This is a genomic window from Synechococcus sp. R70.1 (assembly GCF_047461675.1).
Lineage (GTDB): Bacteria > Cyanobacteriota > Cyanobacteriia > Thermostichales > Thermostichaceae > Thermostichus.
Window position 1 is genome coordinate 71,441 of the sequence record NZ_JANSHR010000090.1, and the last position, 16,286, is coordinate 87,726.

A 16,286-nucleotide genomic window follows, 5' to 3' on the forward strand; every position below is an offset into this window, starting at 1 on the left:
TCACCTTCACTGTGGCTCTCTGATTTGCTAAGGACTGGGAGCAGTTTGGGAAGCATCAGGGGTGTCTTCAGCCCTGGGTTGAGGGTTGGCCCCCTCGCTTGGCGAAGAAGGCTCAGGGCTGGGACTGCCCGCAGAGACAGCTACCATGGCATGGCGAATCACCACATCGCCCAGCTTGTAGCCTGGCCGATATTCGGCAACTATCACATCTTCGGGGTACTCACTGCTGGGTTGGCGGGCTATGGCTTCGTGCAGGCTGGGATCGAAGGGCTGGCCCACTGATTTCATGCGGGATACGCCCATTTTTTTCAAAGACTCCACCAGTAGGCGATAGACGCTCTGGTAACTGTTGTGCAGTTCCCGCTCGCGCTCAGTCTCGATCCTTAACTGCTGCTGGGCCCGCTCAAAGCTATCTACAACCGGCAGGATCTCCAGCACAAATCGCCGTCGTTCCCTTTGGCTAAGCTCCTCCTGTTCTCGCTGAGTACGCTTCCGGTAGTTCTCAAAGTCAGCGTAAAGGCGTATGTAGGAGTCTTCTTTCTCTTTCAGTTTCTGGCGCGTTATTTCCAACTCCTGCTGGAGCTGCCTGAGGGTCTCGTTGAGATCTGGAGAAGCCTCGCTAGGGGAGGTGCCGACCTCTGCTTCACGGTCTTCCAAAATGAGCTTCTCCAGCTCTGCTTCCACGTTGATTTCTTCTTCCTGGAGCTCAGGATAGGTCTCTTCTGGGGGCATCGGTTGCTTTTCTTCAGCAGTCATAAGGACAAGCACCAAGCAGTAGCCACAACTGCCAAGTTTGGCGCCTCAGAACCACTGCTGTACTCAGCCAAACCAGGCTCTATGCTGATCGTATTCTACCGGCTGCTCTAGCGGCCAGTTGTGGCGTTGGTGGCTCTAGCCCACCAGCAGACTCTCCTGGGATCGATTCAAGCTCTGGGGAAAGTAGATCTCGGCCAAGTTGGGGATGAGGTGCCAGTTGTGGCTGTAGATAGGCTGGAGGGGGGAATGGGTGCGGATGTGGCGAGCGAGAAAATCGCGGATGCTCTCGGCAGAGATCCAGAGCATTTGGGCTTCCTGGAACATGCTGTAGCCACCGCCCCCACCGGCGCGGTAGTGGTTGATGGCTAGGCGAAAGGTTTGCTCCGGTTGCACCGGCTGGCCGCGAAATTGCAAGCTGACCAGGCGCTCGCCCACGGGCCGAGTGAGGTCAAAGCAATAGTGGATACCGTGGTAGAGGTCGAAGGTGTAGCCGCGAGCCTCGGGGGCGACGACAGCCTTGGGATCGGCTGGCAGGTGCTTGGGATCCAACTGGCGAAAATACCCAGCCGTCTGCTCAAGAGCGCGCCGCAGAATGTCGCCGGTGATCTCCAGAAGGCAGAGGGTGTTGTCGTAGACGGTGAGGCTGTAGGCGTCTTGCAGGAAGATGGGGCCTGCCGCCAACCCCGCATTGCTACAGATGTTAACCAGAGAGAGCTCCGCCGAGAGGCCGGCCTCCCGCACCGCCTGCAGTTGGGCCTGATGCAGCAGCTCCGCTAGAGGATTGGCTCCCAAACGGGCTGCCAGCCCGCCGCGATAGGCACAGCAGGCATAGCCAATGGGCTGGCGGATGTAGCGCAAGGTAGCTTGGTGGTAGGGCTCGGTGAGGGCTAGGAATTGGGGATCGGCCGGGATCCCTTCTGCCGCCAGCAACTGGGCGGTTTTGCGAACCACTTGCCAGCCACTGCCGTGGCGCTCCAGCTCTAGGGAAACTTGGGAAAGGTGGCTACCCCAGTAGCCGGGCTGGACAACCAGGGCCTTAGCTCCCCCTAAGCCCGCAATGGTCTGATGAGTATGGCCGGAAAGGATGACATCGATGCCCTCAAGCTGGGCCAAAGCCAGCAGCTCGTTTTCTCCTGCCAGACTCTTGTTGCTCACCCAGCCGGAGCGCTCCAGGCTAAGCCAGGCCTCGGGGGTGCGCAGAGGGGGCAACCGGTCAGGGCCGCTGTGCAAAATCAGCACCAGCACGTCCACCTGAGGCCGCAGCAGCGACAGGTAGTGCTGGGTCGTTTCCAGCAGGGGGGCAAAGCGCAGCCCTGCGATGTAGTCGGGACGCTCCCAGGTGTCGATGCGGGGAGTGGTCAGCCCCAACAGGCCAACGCGGATCCCGCCCACTTCCCGGATGACGTAGGGTTGGAAGAGGGGATCCCCGTTGTGGCGGAGAATATTGGCGCAGAGGGTGGGACAGCGGAGGTCGGCGGCGAAATCCTGCAGCACCTGCAGCCCAAAGTTGAAGTCGTGATTGCCTGGCGTGAAGGCATCGTAGCCAAGGGCGTTGAGAGCCTGGGCTATGGGGTGAGGAGAGGCCCGCTCCACCTGGGCGTAGTAGGTGCCTAAGGGGGAGCCCTGAATGGTGTCGCCGCTATCAATGAGCAACACCGGGTCTTGGCTGCTAGCCCGCACCTCCTTGATCAGGGTGGCTACCTTAGCTAGGCCGTGCTCTGCAGGGCTCCCGGTAAAGTAGTTCCAGGGATGCAGGTTGGCGTGGAGATCGGAGGTGTGGAGAATTATTAACCTCATTCCACTATCCTAACGGCAGCCAACAGCTCACCTCAGCAAAAACAGCACTTGTACGCAGCCAACCAGAAATCCCAGCAGCCCTCCTAAGTTGACGATGGCCTGCAGTTCCTGACGCACAATTTGCTGAATGGCCTGCTCCAGCTCAGCAGGGGAAGTGGCGTTAACTTTGTCAGCAATCACCTGATCCAAGTTCAACACGGGGATCACCTGCATCATGAGAGATTCTAAGTCGCGCTCCAAGTGGCGCTCCAGGATCAAGGCGAGATCAGCACTGATCTGGTCAATGGAGGCCATCACAGCCTTGGAGCTGCGCAGCCGCCCCAACACCAAGCTGGCTACCTTTTCCCAGTCAATACTCTCTCCCAAGCTGCGAATGGCATCGGCTCCCTGGGAGCGCAGGTAGTCTTGGATCCCGTCGCGCAGGGTGCGGCGCAACTGGCGCACAGCAGAAAGGGGCAGGTTTTGCAGCGAGAGGTTCTGCAAGAGCTCTGTCAGGCGGCGCGAAGCGTTGAGGTCTTTGAGCAGATCCGCCAAGAGGGCTTCTGCACCTTCCGGATCTTCCAGGCAATAGGCGCGCAGACGCAGCAGGGCGTTTTTGAGGCCAAACAAGTTGGCTACCACCCAGTAGGAGCCGGTGGCCCGCTCGCGAAACTCTTCATCCAAGGCTTCGATGTTGCGATCGGTAAGAAAGTCCACTAGGTTCTGCCGCAGCACCTTTGGGGGCAGCGCCTGGTTCAGGATCCACTCCGAAAGCTGCCGGGCCTGCTCCGCATTGAGGCGCAGTTCCAGCAGCACCTGGTCGAACAGTTGGTTAATTGGCCCCTCCAAAAAGGTTTCCTGACGGGCAAGCACCTTCACCAGGCGAGGCAGCGACTCGTTAAACAGATCCGCCAGGATGCGAGCTAGCACTTGCGCCGTTTGCTGTTGGTGCTGGGGATCCTGCAGCCGATCCAAAGCCACCCCTAGCAGCCAGCGGATCCCTGCTTGCATGCGCTCGGTTTGCAGCAGCTTGCGAGCCAAGTTGTGCAGCTCCTCCGGCGTAAGCAGGGATCCCATAATGGTCTTGGCAATCTGCTTGGCCAGGCGGGGCTGATTCTGCGGGATCAGGCCGGGGGTAAAGGGAATGCGCCAGCCGAAGACCCGGTAGGGGCGATAGGGCCGGAAGAGCATCTTGATGGCGATGTCGTTGGTGAAGTAGCCGATCACCAGCCCGGCCAAGGGGGGCACAACGTAGGTCCAGACGGCCATGGGGCAAACTAGGGGCTCTTCTCTACTCTACCGACCTGCCGCTGACTGCTCCGGCCTTAGCAAGCCGGGGTAACACTGCCCACGCTATTGGATGATCAGGCTGTCCGTGAGTTCCAGCTCCACCAGGGTATTGGGCTGCAGCGTCACCACCCGGTCAATGTTGGTAGCGCTGGCAGCTGCGCCCACGAGACTGCCGGCCAAGATGGGCAAGAAACCCCATCCCCCGGTAAGCACCCCTAAGGCCAACCCGCCCGCTGCTCCGTAGCCCGCTCCCCGCGCGACGGTGGTGCCCATATCGGTGTTGCGATCCAGCCCAACCGGCAGCAGAGAAGACTGACCTCTGACGAGATAAGTGGAAAAGCCAATGGTGAGGCGATGAGCCACAAAGCGGCTGCCGACAACCCGCTCTTGGGAACTGGCGCCCTCCACCTCCCGGCTAGAAAGCTTCAGTTCTTGGTAGACCGGCTCGAAGGTGCCCCACACCACACTCCCTGGCGGGATCACCACCTGGCCAAAGCGATCCACCACCGGCTCAGCAACCTCCAGATGGGCACTGATGGCCTGGTAGGGCTGGAAGGTAATGGGGCGGTAGACTGTGAGGAGAAGGCGGGTACCGGCTGGCAGCTCGCCCCGCGTGGCTCCGGCCCGGTTTCCCCCTGGGCTAAGGTCGGGCCGCCGCTGGTAGGAATAGGCTTCGCCTGGAGAAGCTTGCTCACCTGGGGCTGTTTGAGCGGGCACCACCGGGATTGGATCCAAAACCGGGGTCGTGGAATCCAGCGGCATTTGCGGCACCTGAGGCACCGGCGGCAGGGCTTGCGGAGCCGTGGAACCGGGCGGGTCGCTGAGCAGAGGGAGGGTGGGGACGGGACTGGGCTGAGGAGCTTGGGGAGTAAACTCAAACTGCTGGGCAGCAACTGCAGTAGCCGCAGCAGCCCACAGCACTCCGCCCACCAGCCACCCCAAGCCAACCCTTTGCCACGACAGCGAAAATGGCCGCAACGCTGAGCTCATGGATCCCATCCAGTCACACCTGGCAGTAGCTTAGCATCCTGACTGGCCTCACCCCCCTAGATGTAGGGGTGGCAAGGGCCAAGAAGCACTATTAAGGCCTATTGGCCGGGCACGTCCGCTAGTTTTCCTGAACCGCTGTTGCGATGGGGGCAGGGGCGAAGTTGGGAACCAGGTTGACGTCTTCGAAGCCGGCCAGGATAGCGTCAATTTGGCCGGGATCCTCAAGGAGCTTGCCGTTAGTGGCAGCGCAGGTCAAGACAGTGATGGCCTGGGCGCGGCTGGGGACATCGTTGGGGCGAAAGGTGCCGTCCGGGAAGCCGCCGATAATCTGCTGTCCATTGAGCCCGGCAATGTACTAAGCACCCCATTAGGGGCTGATATCAGAAGGGTTGAAGAAGACGAGCCAAACTGCGCACTCAGACAGGGAAACCTTCCAAAAAGTTCTATCCGGCTGCCGGTTTTGCCAGCCGTTTTAGGGGGCAGGATTGGGGTAGCGCTGGTGCACCGCCTCGATCTCCGCCAGGATCTCAGGCGATAGCTCCACCTCCAGGCAACTGAGGTTTTCCTTGAGCTGGGCGAGATTGGTGGCCCCGATGATGGTGCTAGTGACAAACCAACGGCTGCGCACAAAGGCCAAAGCCAACTGGGCAGGGGTCAGGCCGTGCCGGCGGGCAATCTGGACATAGGCGGTTACGGCCTCTTCCACATTGGGCTTGCGGTACCGCTGGCCAAAGCTCTCAAACAAAACCAAGCGCGATCCCGGCGGCTTGGCGCCCCCTAGGTACTTTCCTGTCAGCACTCCAAAAGCTAAGGGACTGTAGGCTAGCAAGCTCACCTGCTCGTGGCGGCAGACTTCCGCCAAGCCCATTTCAAACGTGCGGTTGAGGAGGCTGTAGGCATTCTGAATCGAGACCACCTTGGGCAAGCCCAATTGCTCGGCCACGTGGCAGAACTCGCAGAGTCCCCAGGGGGTTTCATTGCTCAGGCCGATGTAGCGCACTAGGCCCTCCTGCACCAGTTCCGCCAGCCCCTGCAGTTGCTCAGCAATGGGAACTGTGGGCCGCTCTTGAGAAGGGTCGTAGGCCACGCCCCCAAACAGCGGCACATAGCGATCCGGCCAGTGGATTTGGTAGAGGTCGATGTAGTCGGTTTTTAGGCGTTTGAGGCTACCGGCCACTGCCTGTTTGAGGTTGTCGCGGGTGATCGACAAAGACCCGCCGCGGATCCAGTGCCAGGGCCGACCGGGGCCGGTGATCTTGGTGGCTATGACGAGGCGATCCCGGGGTTGGTGCCGCAGCCACTCGCCGATGTAGCGTTCTGTAGCTCCCTGGGTCTCCGCCCGCGCTGGCACCGGGTACATCTCCGCCGTATCGATGAAGTTGATCCCGTGCTCCACTGCGTAGTCGAGCTGCTCCCAAGCCTCGGCCTGGGTATTCTGCTCACCAAACGTCATGGTGCCCAGGCAGATCTCTGAAACCTGGAGAGGGCTGTGGCCAAGCTGGCGGTAGCGCATGGGGACTCTCGATCGCCTAACCCGAGACGTAGCCCTATTCTGAGGCCAGTTGCCTGCCTGTGGGATCCCTCGCCTACTGCAGGACAGGGACGTACTCGCGGTAGATCTGGTTTAAGATTTCCAGGCCAATGCGGCTGCGACTGTCGGGGGGGCGAGCTTCAATGGCCGCTTTGACCTGTAAAATCGTGCCCACCGGATAGGGCGAGCGCAACTCCTCCTGCTTGCCCAAAAACACATCGGTAAAGTAGTCGATCAGCCGCCGCACTGCCCCCATATCTTTGCGGGAGATCTCCATATCCAAAACGGTGGTCAATTTGGCTCGCATCGCCTGAAAGCTTTGCTGGCTGGTGTTAAGGGCCACCCGCTTGGCCAGGCTATCCACCAGAATTTGGCTGATCTTCTCCACATTTTGAGTCACGATCTCGCGGTGGCGGGCAGCAAAGCGCAGTTGCACTTCATGCAAAAATTGTTCTCGCTCCAGGATTTGGATGCCCTGCTGCTCCAGATCCACTCCGTAGCTTTGCAACTGCTTGTACTGGTTCAAAATCCATTGGCTGTAGAACGAATCGGCCAAAACCCGCCAGTAGCCGATGATGGTTGACTCGGCAAAGGGGATGCTCAGCAAATAGGCCTCGCTGGTGATCCAGTGCAAATGCTCGGTCAGGTTGTCCCGGTCTTTCTCGTCCAAGTAGGAGGTGCGCGGTACCCAAGCTGACCCGTACTCGCTTTTCACCTCTACGGGTAGGGAGACCAAGAGGGTGTCGAAAAATTGATGGAGGCTGAAAAGGAGAAACTTCTTCGGATCCTGGAGGCGGTTGAGCAGCTCTTGTTTTTTCTCTTCCTGATATTGAGCTACCAACTGCTGGGCCGCGGCGGCCTGGCTGCGCGCTGCCTCTACATCTTGCCGTAGCTTTTCGATTTCTTCCGTACTCGGCACCTCGCTAGCAGCAGGCTCCCACTCTCCGCTGAAACAACTGCCGCCCGGCCCTGGACTCCCGAGGCTTGCCAGCGGTTCGTCGCTGTCGTTGTCCAGAGTCAGCAAGTGAGAAAGAGCCCGCAGCCGAGCTCGTCGATTGGAAGAGCACAGGGATCCCACCTCCACCGGATCCCGACTTTCCCAGCCGTCCAGCCCACCGATGCGGTAGAGCGTATAGAAATACTTGCTAAGCAGCAGGGCGAGGAGATGGTGGTTTTTGACGTCGTTGTACTCCAAGTAGGCCCGCAGACACAGTTGAAAAGCGATGTTGGGCAGGCTGCGACACACCCCCATGATGTGGGAGTACACCCTTTGCAGGTGGGGCCGAAAGCGGCGTGGGATCGCCTCCGGCCGCAGGCCGCGCAGCCAAAACTCCGGCTGGCGCAGATCTTGGGGGGTGAAGTAAAAGCTTTCTTGCCAGAGCAGTTCGTCCAAGTCGCGGGCAAAAATCGGCCTTAGCTGATCCACGATTTGCACGACGACCGACTCGCTAAAAACCGGTATGACTTTTTCAATACGCAGTTGCTCGTAAACGGAGTACAGCCGCTCGCTGCGAAAGGACTCGATCGAGATCAGCCCCTTCATGGTTCCAATCCGACCGTCGCGCGTAAGAAACTTGTACACAATCTCGGCGGTGGCGTTGGGAGAGAGGATGAGAGTTCCTGTTAGATCAGGGGAAATTTGCAAAGGTCGCAGCAGGCGGCTGGTTTCGCTAAGGCTGAAGCAGCTCCAAGCTGCAGGGTTAAGCACCACCGACGATAAGCTGGCCAGCCATTGCTTCTCGTCCAGGTCTTCCAGACGAATCTCCCCCTCGAGGGCTCCAGTTGGCATGGGCGGCGGGGCGGTGCGTCCATCCTCAAGTGGAGAAGAAGATGGCCATCGTGGAGATGCACTCATGGGACACCACCCCAACGCGAGGGAGAAGGGACTGTTAGACGCTCTCGAATCTGCAGGTAGACTATAGAAGAAAGTATTCCCAGGTAGGTGTGATCTGCATCTCCCAAGGGACTTGGCGACTCTCCCTGGCGGCAAAGGGAAAGGGCATCCTGGAAGGTCTTTAGCCCCATTCTTCAAGTATCCTGAGAAAGTTAGTTTCTGGGTAGCGGGCAATTACGGTTTGGGAGCGTCAGAGAGAGATAGAGGGGATTGCGGAAGCAACCTCTACTACTGCTAGCGGGCTAACTGGCGGCAACTCCCTCCCTGCGGGTTAACGACCAGATAGAGCGAGTGAGGAGAGGGGCGTTCTGGCAGAGCGCCTGAACGCGGTTTCAGCTTCGGGGATAGGAGGGCAGGGATGACGACTATTCTGGTTGTTGACGACGATCCCACCATTTGCTTGCTGTTGAAGCGATCCCTGGAGCAGCAAGGCTACACCGTCGAGATAGCCAGCAATGGTTCGGAAGGGCTGGAGAAGGCCCATCTTCTAGCCCCGGGGCTGATTATCTGCGACTGGATGATGCCTGATATGGATGGGCTGGAAGTCTGCCGGCGCATCAAGGCTGATCCCAAGTTTTCCACCACCTTCTTCATTTTGCTTACCGCCCGCACCGAAGTCGAAGACCGCATTCAGGGCCTAGATGCTGGGGCAGACGAGTTCCTCAGCAAGCCAATCGATCCCAATGAATTGCGAGCGCGGGTGCGGGCTGGGCTACGCTTGCACCAGCTCAGCTATGACCTGCAGCAGCAAACTGCTCGACTGCGGGCGGAGTTGGCCGAAGCAGCTAGCTATGTGCGCTCGCTTTTGCCCAAACCGGCCCACTTCCCCCTTCACCAGATAGCGATTGAGTGGTGCTTTTTGCCCTCCCAGGAGCTGGGGGGCGATTCGTTTAACTACCAGTGGCTGGACGAGGATCACCTAGCTATTTACCTTCTGGATGTCTCAGGGCACGGGGTGGGATCCGCCCTCTTGTCCGTGTCGGTGGTGAACCAGCTGCGCTCCCAGAGCCTGCCCGACACCGACCTGCGGCAGCCAGATGCGGTGTTGCGCGCCCTCAACCAGTCCTTCCAAATGGGATCCCACCATGACATGTACTTCACCCTCTGGTATGGGGTTTACCAGCCGGGATCTCGCTTGCTTTCTTTTGCCAGCGCTGGCCACCCCCCCGCTCTGTTGGTTGCTCAATCGGATCCCATCCCCCTAGAGCTGAAGACACCCAATTTGCCCATTGGCGTTTTGCCCGAGCAGGACTTTGCCAGGGACGAAGTGCGGATCCCGGCGAACAGTTGTCTCTACGTGTTCAGCGACGGGGTTTACGAAGTGTCCAGCTCGGAAGGGATCTGGGGGATAGAGAACTGGAAGTCGTTCCTAGGCGCCCATGCCTGCATTGGCGTCGATCACGTTCTGCAACACATCCAATCTTTCCGCGGCAGGGCGGCTCTTGAAGATGACTTTTCTCTGCTCCGTATCAGCTTTGGCTAGTAGCTCAAGAAGGAGGGAATGGGGATGATTGAAGAGCTGAACCGGGATCCGCTCCCTGAAGCTCCTCCCACTGGCTAGGAGTAAAGGTACGGAGAGCTAGGGCATGGAGACGGCCATCCTGAAGGTAGGGCTTCAAGGCCTCGTTCACCAGCCGGTGCTGTTGGATGAGGGACAGGCCCTGGAACTGCTCAGCTACAACAACAGCCTGAAAATGGTTGCCATCGCCCACGGTATCTTCTACGTGCACTTTGGCGCCGGGTAGGGCAGCCTGTATCAACGCCTCGATTTCCCGCGAATCCATGCGCCGTCTTCCTGGCTTCGGCCCAAGAAACGTAAAGAAGCTCTCCTCCTGTTTGCAGATGTTATAGCGGGGACTGGATTTGAACCAGTGACCTTCGGGTTATGAGCCCGACGAGCTACCAGGCTGCTCTACCCCGCGTCGCTTTTCTACTCTAGCCTGCTTCTTCCAGGGTCGGCAAGTCCTCTGCTACCGACCAAAAAAATCCCCCTGGCAACCAGGGGGAAGGGCAAGAGCAGAACCTCTAGGGCAGCAGTTCCTCAAGGGCCTCCTCTTTGGTGTTGGTGCGGCGAGAGAGGGTGCGGCGATCGAAGGTCATGTGGATCTCGCGGGTTTGCTCGCCGTCGGCAGCTACAGCAAAGATGGGAAAATCGATGTTGCCGTCGGGGAAAGCCATGTGGAAGCGGAAAGTGCCATCAGGGTTGAGCTGGATCTTGCGCCCCCCGATGGTGACGGTGGCATCGGGCTCCGTGGCTCCATAGACGATGAGTTCGGCATCGGCCACCAGCCAGAACTTACGGGAGCGCCGCGGTAGCACTTCGGAAGCGCCCGAGAACAGCCCCAACCCCGAGCCAGAGGCCATCCAAGGAGCAGCAGGCACTTCTGCCATGCCCATCATGCCCACCCCGGACGGAACGATGAACGAGCTGATGGCCTGCTCCGGCACCAGTTGGTGGCTGCCAAACAAGGATCCCGCTACTCGCATCGCCTCGAAAGCCCCCACCATGTCCAGGAAGGGATCCGCCGTCCTCTCCCGCTGCGGCTCGTCGCCTTTGTAGGCCACCACGCCCATGCCGGTAGCGCTGCGCTTGTAGGGCTCGGTGAGCTGGTAGAGGGTGCGGCCCTGGAGGGGCATGTCAAAGGGCACTGTCAGGAAGTGCTCTTCAAACCAGTCAGAAGGGAAGACTGGCGGCACCATCACCGCCGCCGAGCGGGCCAACACGAGCCAGCGACCATCCGCCGTCCGGTAGCCAATCTCCACCAGGTAGGAGCGATCGCTCACCGGGATCGGCAGGTACCATTCCCGCGCCAACTCGTCGCAGGGGTACTCCTGCATGCTGTGGGCCGGCTGGCGGTCGAAATCGATATCCGTTACGTCATAGAGGCGCAGCGCCAACTGCTGACCTCCCTCGCGGCGCTTGCTCTCTTTGGCCTCGTTGGGCACATCCCAATAGGCGTAGGCCCACTGGGGATCCCGCGGCAGCAGAACAATGCGGCTTTCGCCATAGCCACCTGGCAGATCCCCTAACCCTTTATCCACATCGGCCAGATCCGGCTTGCTGGCAACCTCCGGACCCACAAACTTCGTTTGGGTAACCGATTCTTGCCCGCTGGGCTCCGGCATCGCATCCATAGGACGGCCAGCCTTGACTTGAGCCTCCCGAATGGCCTCGATAAGCTGGTCTTTGGTCATGCGGCTGTACTTGGGGATCTGATAGCGGGCCGCTTCTTCCCGCAACTGCCGGATGGTCATTTCTTCTAAGGGGATCCGCTCTGGTGGCATGGTCGGGGCCTCCTCTCCTCAACAAATCGGGCTTGTGCGCACACTCAACTGGCTAACCGATAAGGCTGATCCCAGCTTGCGGCTAAGCGCAACCCCTGACCTACTGGGGTGACCGCCGGCTTTGCGTCTTCCAACCGCTGATGACTACAGGTTGGGATCAGCGGGGATCAGTAATGATGACCCTATGTTCACGTATTTCTTCCTATTGGTCAAGAGCTTGGGGATCGCTGGGGATCAGAAAGAAAGGAGGACTGCGCGCGATCCCCTGCCAAACCACCCCCGCCTGGATAGCATGGGGGAACGAGCGGCTGCGGATTTTCAGGCCAAGAGGTGTGGGCATGAGAACTCAAGGCGCAGGGATCCGGATCAAGGCGGCAGCCCTGGGACTCCTGGCAGGGGGACTTGTCTTGCCGGGGGAAGCGGTCGAGGCGCAGACACTGTTTCCTCCCCTCCACCGCCTGCAGGGGGGATCCCCTACCCCAACCCTTGAGAAACAAGAAGCGCCCTGGCGTTCGGTCACTCCCGACCAGCTATTTCCTGACGAGAACGCAGGATCAGAAGGGCCGATTTTCGATTTGGACTTGTTGCGCCAGTTGGACATGAGCGCCGGCGGCGGTGGCTTGGGGTCTGGGCAAGGGGGAGTAATCGGGCCTGGCAGCGGCCAGAGCGGGGTGCGCGGCTCCAGTCCTGGCTCAGGGGTGGGCACAGGCCAAGGGTCAGGGGGTGGAACTGGCCTGGAGGCGGGATCCCAGCGGCCCCAGTCCCAGGTCACAGGGCTGCTGGTCGATGCCCGCGGCCTGGACTTTCTGCCCAGCCAGTCGATGCGCCTTTTGGATCCCGATGGCAACCCTGTTTACCCGCCCATCAACCTTGGCCAGGATCTCAACGCCGCCTTTGTGGGCAGCGAGGGCACAGCCGCCTACGCCACCTCGGAAGAGCAGGCCCGCTTGTTAGTCAACCGCATTGGGGAGCGGCCCCACCGCATCCGCGCCCTGCGCACCCTGGGCTATGACCTGGTGATCTCTGCCGAAGATGCCTTCAACTTGCGCCGGATGAACGCCGCCGATGGCTTTCTGGATCGCTTTGCCGTGGTGGTCATCTGGGATGGCAGCCAAGCCAGCTTGCCCTAGGTATAGCCCCTCCCCAAGGACTTGGCTGGAAGGCTGACCTGGGGATGCTAGCCTAGCGAGAGGGCTCTACACCACTGACCCAGACGGCATAGCCCTATGCAACGGTTTGCCAACCAACCCTTGCGGGAACGGCCACATCTAGCGGTATTTTCTTCCAGCAAGGTGGGCAACTTTGTGGTCACCATCCCCCTCTTGCGTGGCCTCAAGGAAAAATACCCTGGCTGTGTGCTGGATTTTTTTGGCAGCGAAATTACCCGCGACTTTGAGCTCCACTGCCCCTACATCGACTTCAGTTTCCCCCTCTACAGCCGCCGCCCCGATTACCTCGAGGCCCTAGCGGCCGCTGTGCGGGATCGCGTGGCTCAAGCTGGTCCCTACGATCTGGCCATCAATTGCGACGAGTTTAGCGAGCTCAACCTGGTAGCGGTAACGGCCCTGCGACCCCAGTACATTGCCGGGGCTGGCCTGACCTTGGATTTTCGCCGCAAGTTGGATCCCGGCTCCGACCCGGTGCAGCGCATGCTGCAGGACGACGACTGGAACAGCCCGGAGTTTTTGCAGCGCTATAGAGATATCCTCACCAGCAACTACATTGCCGAGATCTTCTGCCGCCTGGCCTACGTAGAGACGGATTTCTTCCGCCTAGAGCTCCCCAGCCGGGATCCCGATTTTCCGGTGCCGGAGGTCCTCGTGCACATCACCACCACCCGCCGCGCCAAGATGTGGCCGCTTGAATACTGGCGCCAGGTAATCCAGTGGTGCCAGGGCCAGGGCTTGCAGGTGGGGCTAGTGGGCAGCGCCCCCGAGCTGCAGCGATCCCTCTACCACGGCGACGGCGAGGAGCAACTGCTGGCTGAAACGGGGATGATTGACTTGCGGGGCAAAACCACCCTCCTCGAGCTGGCGGGGGCCCTGAAGCGGGCGCGGGTCTGTATCTCCGTGGATGCGGGGCCAATGCACATTGCGGCAGCTGTAGGCTGTCCCACCATTGCTCTATTTGGCAACGATGCCGACGGCGATGGAGCTAGCCCCGTGCGACTGTGGGCACCTCGCTTGCCCCATGTTTACGTTACCCAGACTCCCTATAAATGTCGGGTCTGCGCAGAAAACAAGTTCAAAAACGAAGCCTGCCTAGTGGAAGGCCACCCCTGTATGGTTCACCTCAAGCCGGAAACGGTCATTGGCTACCTCAAGGAGATTCTCAAGAAAAGCTAGGGGTCCCGTTTTGCCCTGCCCCTTGGAGCAGTCTGGTAGACAGCAGAGGGTGCCTAGGAGCGCAGGCTGGATCCTTAAAAGTCTGGTTAAGCTGAGAGTTTGAGGCCGAAAACTCTGTCCCTAAACCATTTGGGTGTGAGCTGTGACTCCAAGGAGGAGGTACAGCCATCAAGGGAGCCGCCTTGCTGAGCAAAGAAACAAGAGGGCTTGGCAAGGAGTTGCCCTAAAGCTGCTAGCCACCTTTTGCTTTGCCTGCTTGGGGGTAATCATCCGGCTCAACACTCCCGCCCTGCACCCTTTTGAGATTGTGTTTCTACGCAACCTCTTCGGGTTTCTTGCCCTGGTACCGCTGCTTTTGCGAGCAGGGATCCACTCTCTGCACACTGCCAAGATGAGCTTTTACCTCCTGCGCTCGGCAATTAGCACCCTGGGAATGCTGCTTTCCTTCTGGGCGGCCAGCCTGTTGCCTTTGGCAGAGGCCACGGCCCTGAGCTTTGTCCAGCTTTTGTTTGCTGGCATGATGGCGGTTTGGGTGCTGGGAGAACAGATGCGCCCCTCGCGCTGGCTGGGTTTGGGCTTAGGAGTTGTCGGGACTTTGGTGATGCTGAGGCCAGGCTTTCGCGAATTCTCTTTGGGCACAGGGCTAGCCTTAGCGGCGGCGCTTCTTTTTGGCTGGGTGATCATCGTGCTTAAGATCCTCGCCCGCACCGAGTCCAGCCTCACGATCACTGCCTACATGGGCCTGTTGCAGACTCCCCTTTCCTTCTTGGCTGCCGTTTGGGTTTGGACCTGGCCTTCGCCGGAGCAGTGGCTGTGGATGGTGGCGATGGGACTGTTGGGCAGCCTTGGCCAGGTGGCCCTTGCCCAAGCCTACAAGCTAGCCGACGTAACGATGCTCCTGCCTTTGGATTTCTCCCGCCTCCTCTGGGCTAGCCTGCTCGGGTTCTGGGTGTTTGCCGAGATCCCGGATGGGTGGACTTGGGTAGGCGGAACCCTGATTTTAGCAGGCGTCACCTCCGCGGCATACAGCGAGGCCCGCCAAGCCCGTAGTAGGGGAGTCTGCCAAGGACAATGACTTACACCCGTGGCAGGACGGGGCTGGAGCTGGTCACGTCAGTGGTGGTGAGGGCCACCAGCAGGGCTTCGGGGCTAACAGGGAAGGGCAGGTGGTGGATATCCGATCCCGGCTGGCAGGCCACTTGGGCAGCGTGCAGCAGCTCGGCAGATCCCAGGTGATCTAGCTGTAGATCCCGCAGGTTCAGGGGCAGTCCCACCTGGCGGTAGAACTCCAGCAACTGAGTGCGGGCCGCTAGCGCCAACTGGCTCCCCTGCAAGATCTCCTCCAGGCGGAGCTGGGCCAAGATGCCAAAAGCCACTTTCTCCCCGTGCAGGGTGGCCCGGTGCCCCCTCAGATGAGTAAGGCCATTGTGGACAGCGTGGGCGGCCACGGTGCGACATTTAGCCCCTCCCAAGCCGCCGACGATCCCCGCTAGGCAAATGCAGGCATCCACCACTTGCTTCCAAGCAGTTCCGCCCGGCTCCCTCAAGGCCGCCAAGGATTGCTGGAACAGCAGATCCCGCAGGACACGGGCTTGTTGCACAGCAGCAATCACCAAGGCATCTTCCGAGTTGCCACTGCTTACAGAAGACTCGTACCACTTGGCCAAGGCGTCTCCGATCCCGGCCACTAGCGTGCGCGCTGGGGCTTGCAGAATGAGCTCATAGTCCAGGATCAGGGCAGCGGGAGCTTGATCCAAGGCCACATCCCGCTGAAAGGCGCCTGCATCGGAGTAGATGTTGGACAGGGCACTCCAGGCAGCACAGGTGGCGGCAGAGGTGGGCACCGTTACCACTGGGATCCTCAAACGATGGGCCACCAGCTTGGCCGTGTCCAGCGCCTTGCCGCCTCCTACCCCCAAAATGCCGGTTACCGATTCTGCTGTGGCCAGTGCCTGCAGGCGAGCCAGCTCCGACTCACTGCAGTCAACCCCGTAGGTAGTCCAGTAAACCTGGACGGCGGGATCCCGAGCAAAATTGCGCTTCAGGGGCAGCTCTGCCACGGCCAGGGATCGCTCCCCCCCAATGACCAACACCCGGGATCCCAGAACCGTCAGAGGTACAGTCCCCAAGATGCCCCTGCCCCGGTACAGGCGGGCCGGCGCCGGGATGGCTAGGTCAAATTCACAAGTTCTCATTCCCAAAAGGGGCAATTACAGACTACGATTCTAGCCGCAAGTTCTGCCTTTCCCACCTCAGGTGTAGTCACGGGCAGGCCTCGCCTGCTTAGAAGGGGTTGAAGGGAGGGTCTGCTATCACAAATCTTTGCCAGCAGTCAACTACGAGTGGTGGTAACCCCCCAACAGATTGGGTAGTATGCGTCTAGCAGTGGCGCAGAGGGTGGGGTTTCCCAGCGTGTTCG

General features: G+C 59.9%; 15 protein-coding genes, 1 tRNA gene and 1 pseudogene. 4 read left to right on the forward strand and 13 right to left on the reverse strand.

Annotated elements, in window-relative coordinates:
- Positions 1–27: 27 nt before the first annotated feature.
- The 8 genes and pseudogenes from grpE to NW807_RS09845 all read right to left on the reverse strand — a co-directional run bounded on the left by grpE (position 28) and on the right by NW807_RS09845 (position 8,198).
- The gene (gene grpE, locus NW807_RS09810; protein ID WP_414425989.1) at positions 28–756 is read right to left on the reverse strand and encodes a nucleotide exchange factor GrpE; all 729 of its coding nucleotides are present in this window, start codon (positions 754–756) and stop codon (positions 28–30) included.
- 135 nt (positions 757–891) lie between these two features.
- Entirely contained in the window at positions 892–2,553 is a 1,662-nt protein-coding gene (locus tag NW807_RS09815; protein WP_414406184.1) for a bifunctional metallophosphatase/5'-nucleotidase, read from the reverse strand.
- A 27-nt stretch (positions 2,554–2,580) separates the two neighbouring features.
- Positions 2,581–3,801, reverse strand: coding sequence for a DUF445 domain-containing protein (locus tag NW807_RS09820; RefSeq protein WP_414406183.1), 1,221 nt, complete (start codon positions 3,799–3,801; stop codon positions 2,581–2,583).
- A gap of 84 nt (positions 3,802–3,885) precedes the next feature.
- Complete coding sequence (locus NW807_RS09825) at positions 3,886–4,812, reverse strand: hypothetical protein (protein WP_414425990.1); 927 nt, start codon at positions 4,810–4,812, stop codon at positions 3,886–3,888.
- Between the two features lie 118 nt (positions 4,813–4,930).
- Positions 4,931–5,068: a hypothetical protein gene (locus NW807_RS09830; protein WP_414393006.1), complete on the reverse strand. Its 138-nt coding sequence runs from the start codon at positions 5,066–5,068 to the stop codon at positions 4,931–4,933.
- 18 nt (positions 5,069–5,086) lie between these two features.
- A pseudogene (locus NW807_RS09835) lies at positions 5,087–5,164 on the reverse strand (S-layer homology domain-containing protein); the annotation flags it as partial.
- Positions 5,165–5,284: 120 nt separating this feature from the next.
- Entirely contained in the window at positions 5,285–6,325 is a 1,041-nt protein-coding gene (locus tag NW807_RS09840) for an NADP(H)-dependent aldo-keto reductase (RefSeq protein WP_414425991.1), read from the reverse strand.
- Positions 6,326–6,398: 73 nt separating this feature from the next.
- A complete protein-coding gene (locus tag NW807_RS09845; RefSeq protein ID WP_414425992.1) occupies positions 6,399–8,198 on the reverse strand; it encodes a hypothetical protein in 1,800 nt (599 codons plus the stop codon).
- A 397-nt stretch (positions 8,199–8,595) separates the two neighbouring features.
- Here NW807_RS09845 and NW807_RS09850 point away from each other — a divergent pair, with 397 nt between their 5' ends.
- The gene (locus NW807_RS09850) at positions 8,596–9,720 is read left to right on the forward strand and encodes a PP2C family protein-serine/threonine phosphatase (protein ID WP_414406179.1); all 1,125 of its coding nucleotides are present in this window, start codon (positions 8,596–8,598) and stop codon (positions 9,718–9,720) included.
- 4 nt (positions 9,721–9,724) lie between these two features.
- On the opposite strand, the gene NW807_RS09855 is transcribed toward NW807_RS09850, so the two are convergent.
- The 4 genes from NW807_RS09855 to NW807_RS09870 form a co-directional block, all read right to left on the reverse strand.
- Positions 9,725–10,021 (reverse strand): BolA family protein, encoded by a 297-nt coding sequence (locus tag NW807_RS09855; protein ID WP_414393014.1) that lies wholly within the window; start codon positions 10,019–10,021, stop codon positions 9,725–9,727.
- A gap of 64 nt (positions 10,022–10,085) precedes the next feature.
- A tRNA-Met gene (locus tag NW807_RS09860) sits at positions 10,086–10,159 on the reverse strand.
- A gap of 103 nt (positions 10,160–10,262) precedes the next feature.
- On the reverse strand, positions 10,263–11,522 hold the full coding sequence (locus tag NW807_RS09865; protein WP_414425993.1) for a DUF4912 domain-containing protein: 1,260 nt from the start codon (positions 11,520–11,522) through the stop codon (positions 10,263–10,265).
- Positions 11,523–11,724: 202 nt separating this feature from the next.
- Positions 11,725–11,862 (reverse strand): hypothetical protein, encoded by a 138-nt coding sequence (locus NW807_RS09870; RefSeq protein WP_414406177.1) that lies wholly within the window; start codon positions 11,860–11,862, stop codon positions 11,725–11,727.
- Here NW807_RS09870 and NW807_RS09875 point away from each other — a divergent pair.
- The 3 genes from NW807_RS09875 to NW807_RS09885 all read left to right on the forward strand — a co-directional run bounded on the left by NW807_RS09875 (position 11,861) and on the right by NW807_RS09885 (position 14,942).
- Positions 11,861–12,652 carry a hypothetical protein gene (locus NW807_RS09875; RefSeq protein ID WP_414425994.1) on the forward strand — a complete coding sequence of 264 codons (792 nt, stop codon included), beginning with the start codon at positions 11,861–11,863 and terminating at the stop codon, positions 12,650–12,652. The two genes, NW807_RS09870 and NW807_RS09875, sit on opposite strands and share 2 nt — an antisense overlap.
- Positions 12,653–12,748: 96 nt before the next feature.
- Entirely contained in the window at positions 12,749–13,867 is a 1,119-nt protein-coding gene (locus NW807_RS09880) for a glycosyltransferase family 9 protein (RefSeq protein WP_414425995.1), read from the forward strand.
- 142 nt (positions 13,868–14,009) lie between these two features.
- Entirely contained in the window at positions 14,010–14,942 is a 933-nt protein-coding gene (locus NW807_RS09885) for a DMT family transporter (RefSeq protein ID WP_414406174.1), read from the forward strand.
- Position 14,943: 1 nt separating this feature from the next.
- Here the strand turns inward: NW807_RS09885 and NW807_RS09890 are convergent, their stop codons facing one another.
- Complete coding sequence (locus NW807_RS09890) at positions 14,944–16,062, reverse strand: iron-containing alcohol dehydrogenase family protein (RefSeq protein ID WP_414425996.1); 1,119 nt, start codon at positions 16,060–16,062, stop codon at positions 14,944–14,946.
- Between the last annotated feature and the right edge of the window lie 224 nt (positions 16,063–16,286).

Coding starts and splice junctions, on each gene's coding strand:
- NW807_RS09875 (WP_414425994.1), top strand. CDS start 11,861: ATGAGAACTCAAGGCGCAGGGATCCGGATCAAGGCGGCAGCCCTGGGA.
- NW807_RS09865 (WP_414425993.1), bottom strand. CDS start 11,522: ATGCCACCAGAGCGGATCCCCTTAGAAGAAATGACCATCCGGCAGTTG.
- NW807_RS09825 (WP_414425990.1), bottom strand. CDS start 4,812: ATGAGCTCAGCGTTGCGGCCATTTTCGCTGTCGTGGCAAAGGGTTGGC.
- NW807_RS09850 (WP_414406179.1), top strand. CDS start 8,596: ATGACGACTATTCTGGTTGTTGACGACGATCCCACCATTTGCTTGCTG.
- NW807_RS09820 (WP_414406183.1), bottom strand. CDS start 3,801: ATGGCCGTCTGGACCTACGTTGTGCCCCCCTTGGCCGGGCTGGTGATC.
- grpE (WP_414425989.1), bottom strand. CDS start 756: ATGACTGCTGAAGAAAAGCAACCGATGCCCCCAGAAGAGACCTATCCT.
- NW807_RS09845 (WP_414425992.1), bottom strand. CDS start 8,198: ATGAGTGCATCTCCACGATGGCCATCTTCTTCTCCACTTGAGGATGGA.
- NW807_RS09815 (WP_414406184.1), bottom strand. CDS start 2,553: ATGAGGTTAATAATTCTCCACACCTCCGATCTCCACGCCAACCTGCAT.
- NW807_RS09840 (WP_414425991.1), bottom strand. CDS start 6,325: ATGCGCTACCGCCAGCTTGGCCACAGCCCTCTCCAGGTTTCAGAGATC.
- NW807_RS09855 (WP_414393014.1), bottom strand. CDS start 10,021: ATGGATTCGCGGGAAATCGAGGCGTTGATACAGGCTGCCCTACCCGGC.
- NW807_RS09880 (WP_414425995.1), top strand. CDS start 12,749: ATGCAACGGTTTGCCAACCAACCCTTGCGGGAACGGCCACATCTAGCG.
- NW807_RS09890 (WP_414425996.1), bottom strand. CDS start 16,062: ATGAGAACTTGTGAATTTGACCTAGCCATCCCGGCGCCGGCCCGCCTG.
- NW807_RS09870 (WP_414406177.1), bottom strand. CDS start 11,862: ATGCCCACACCTCTTGGCCTGAAAATCCGCAGCCGCTCGTTCCCCCAT.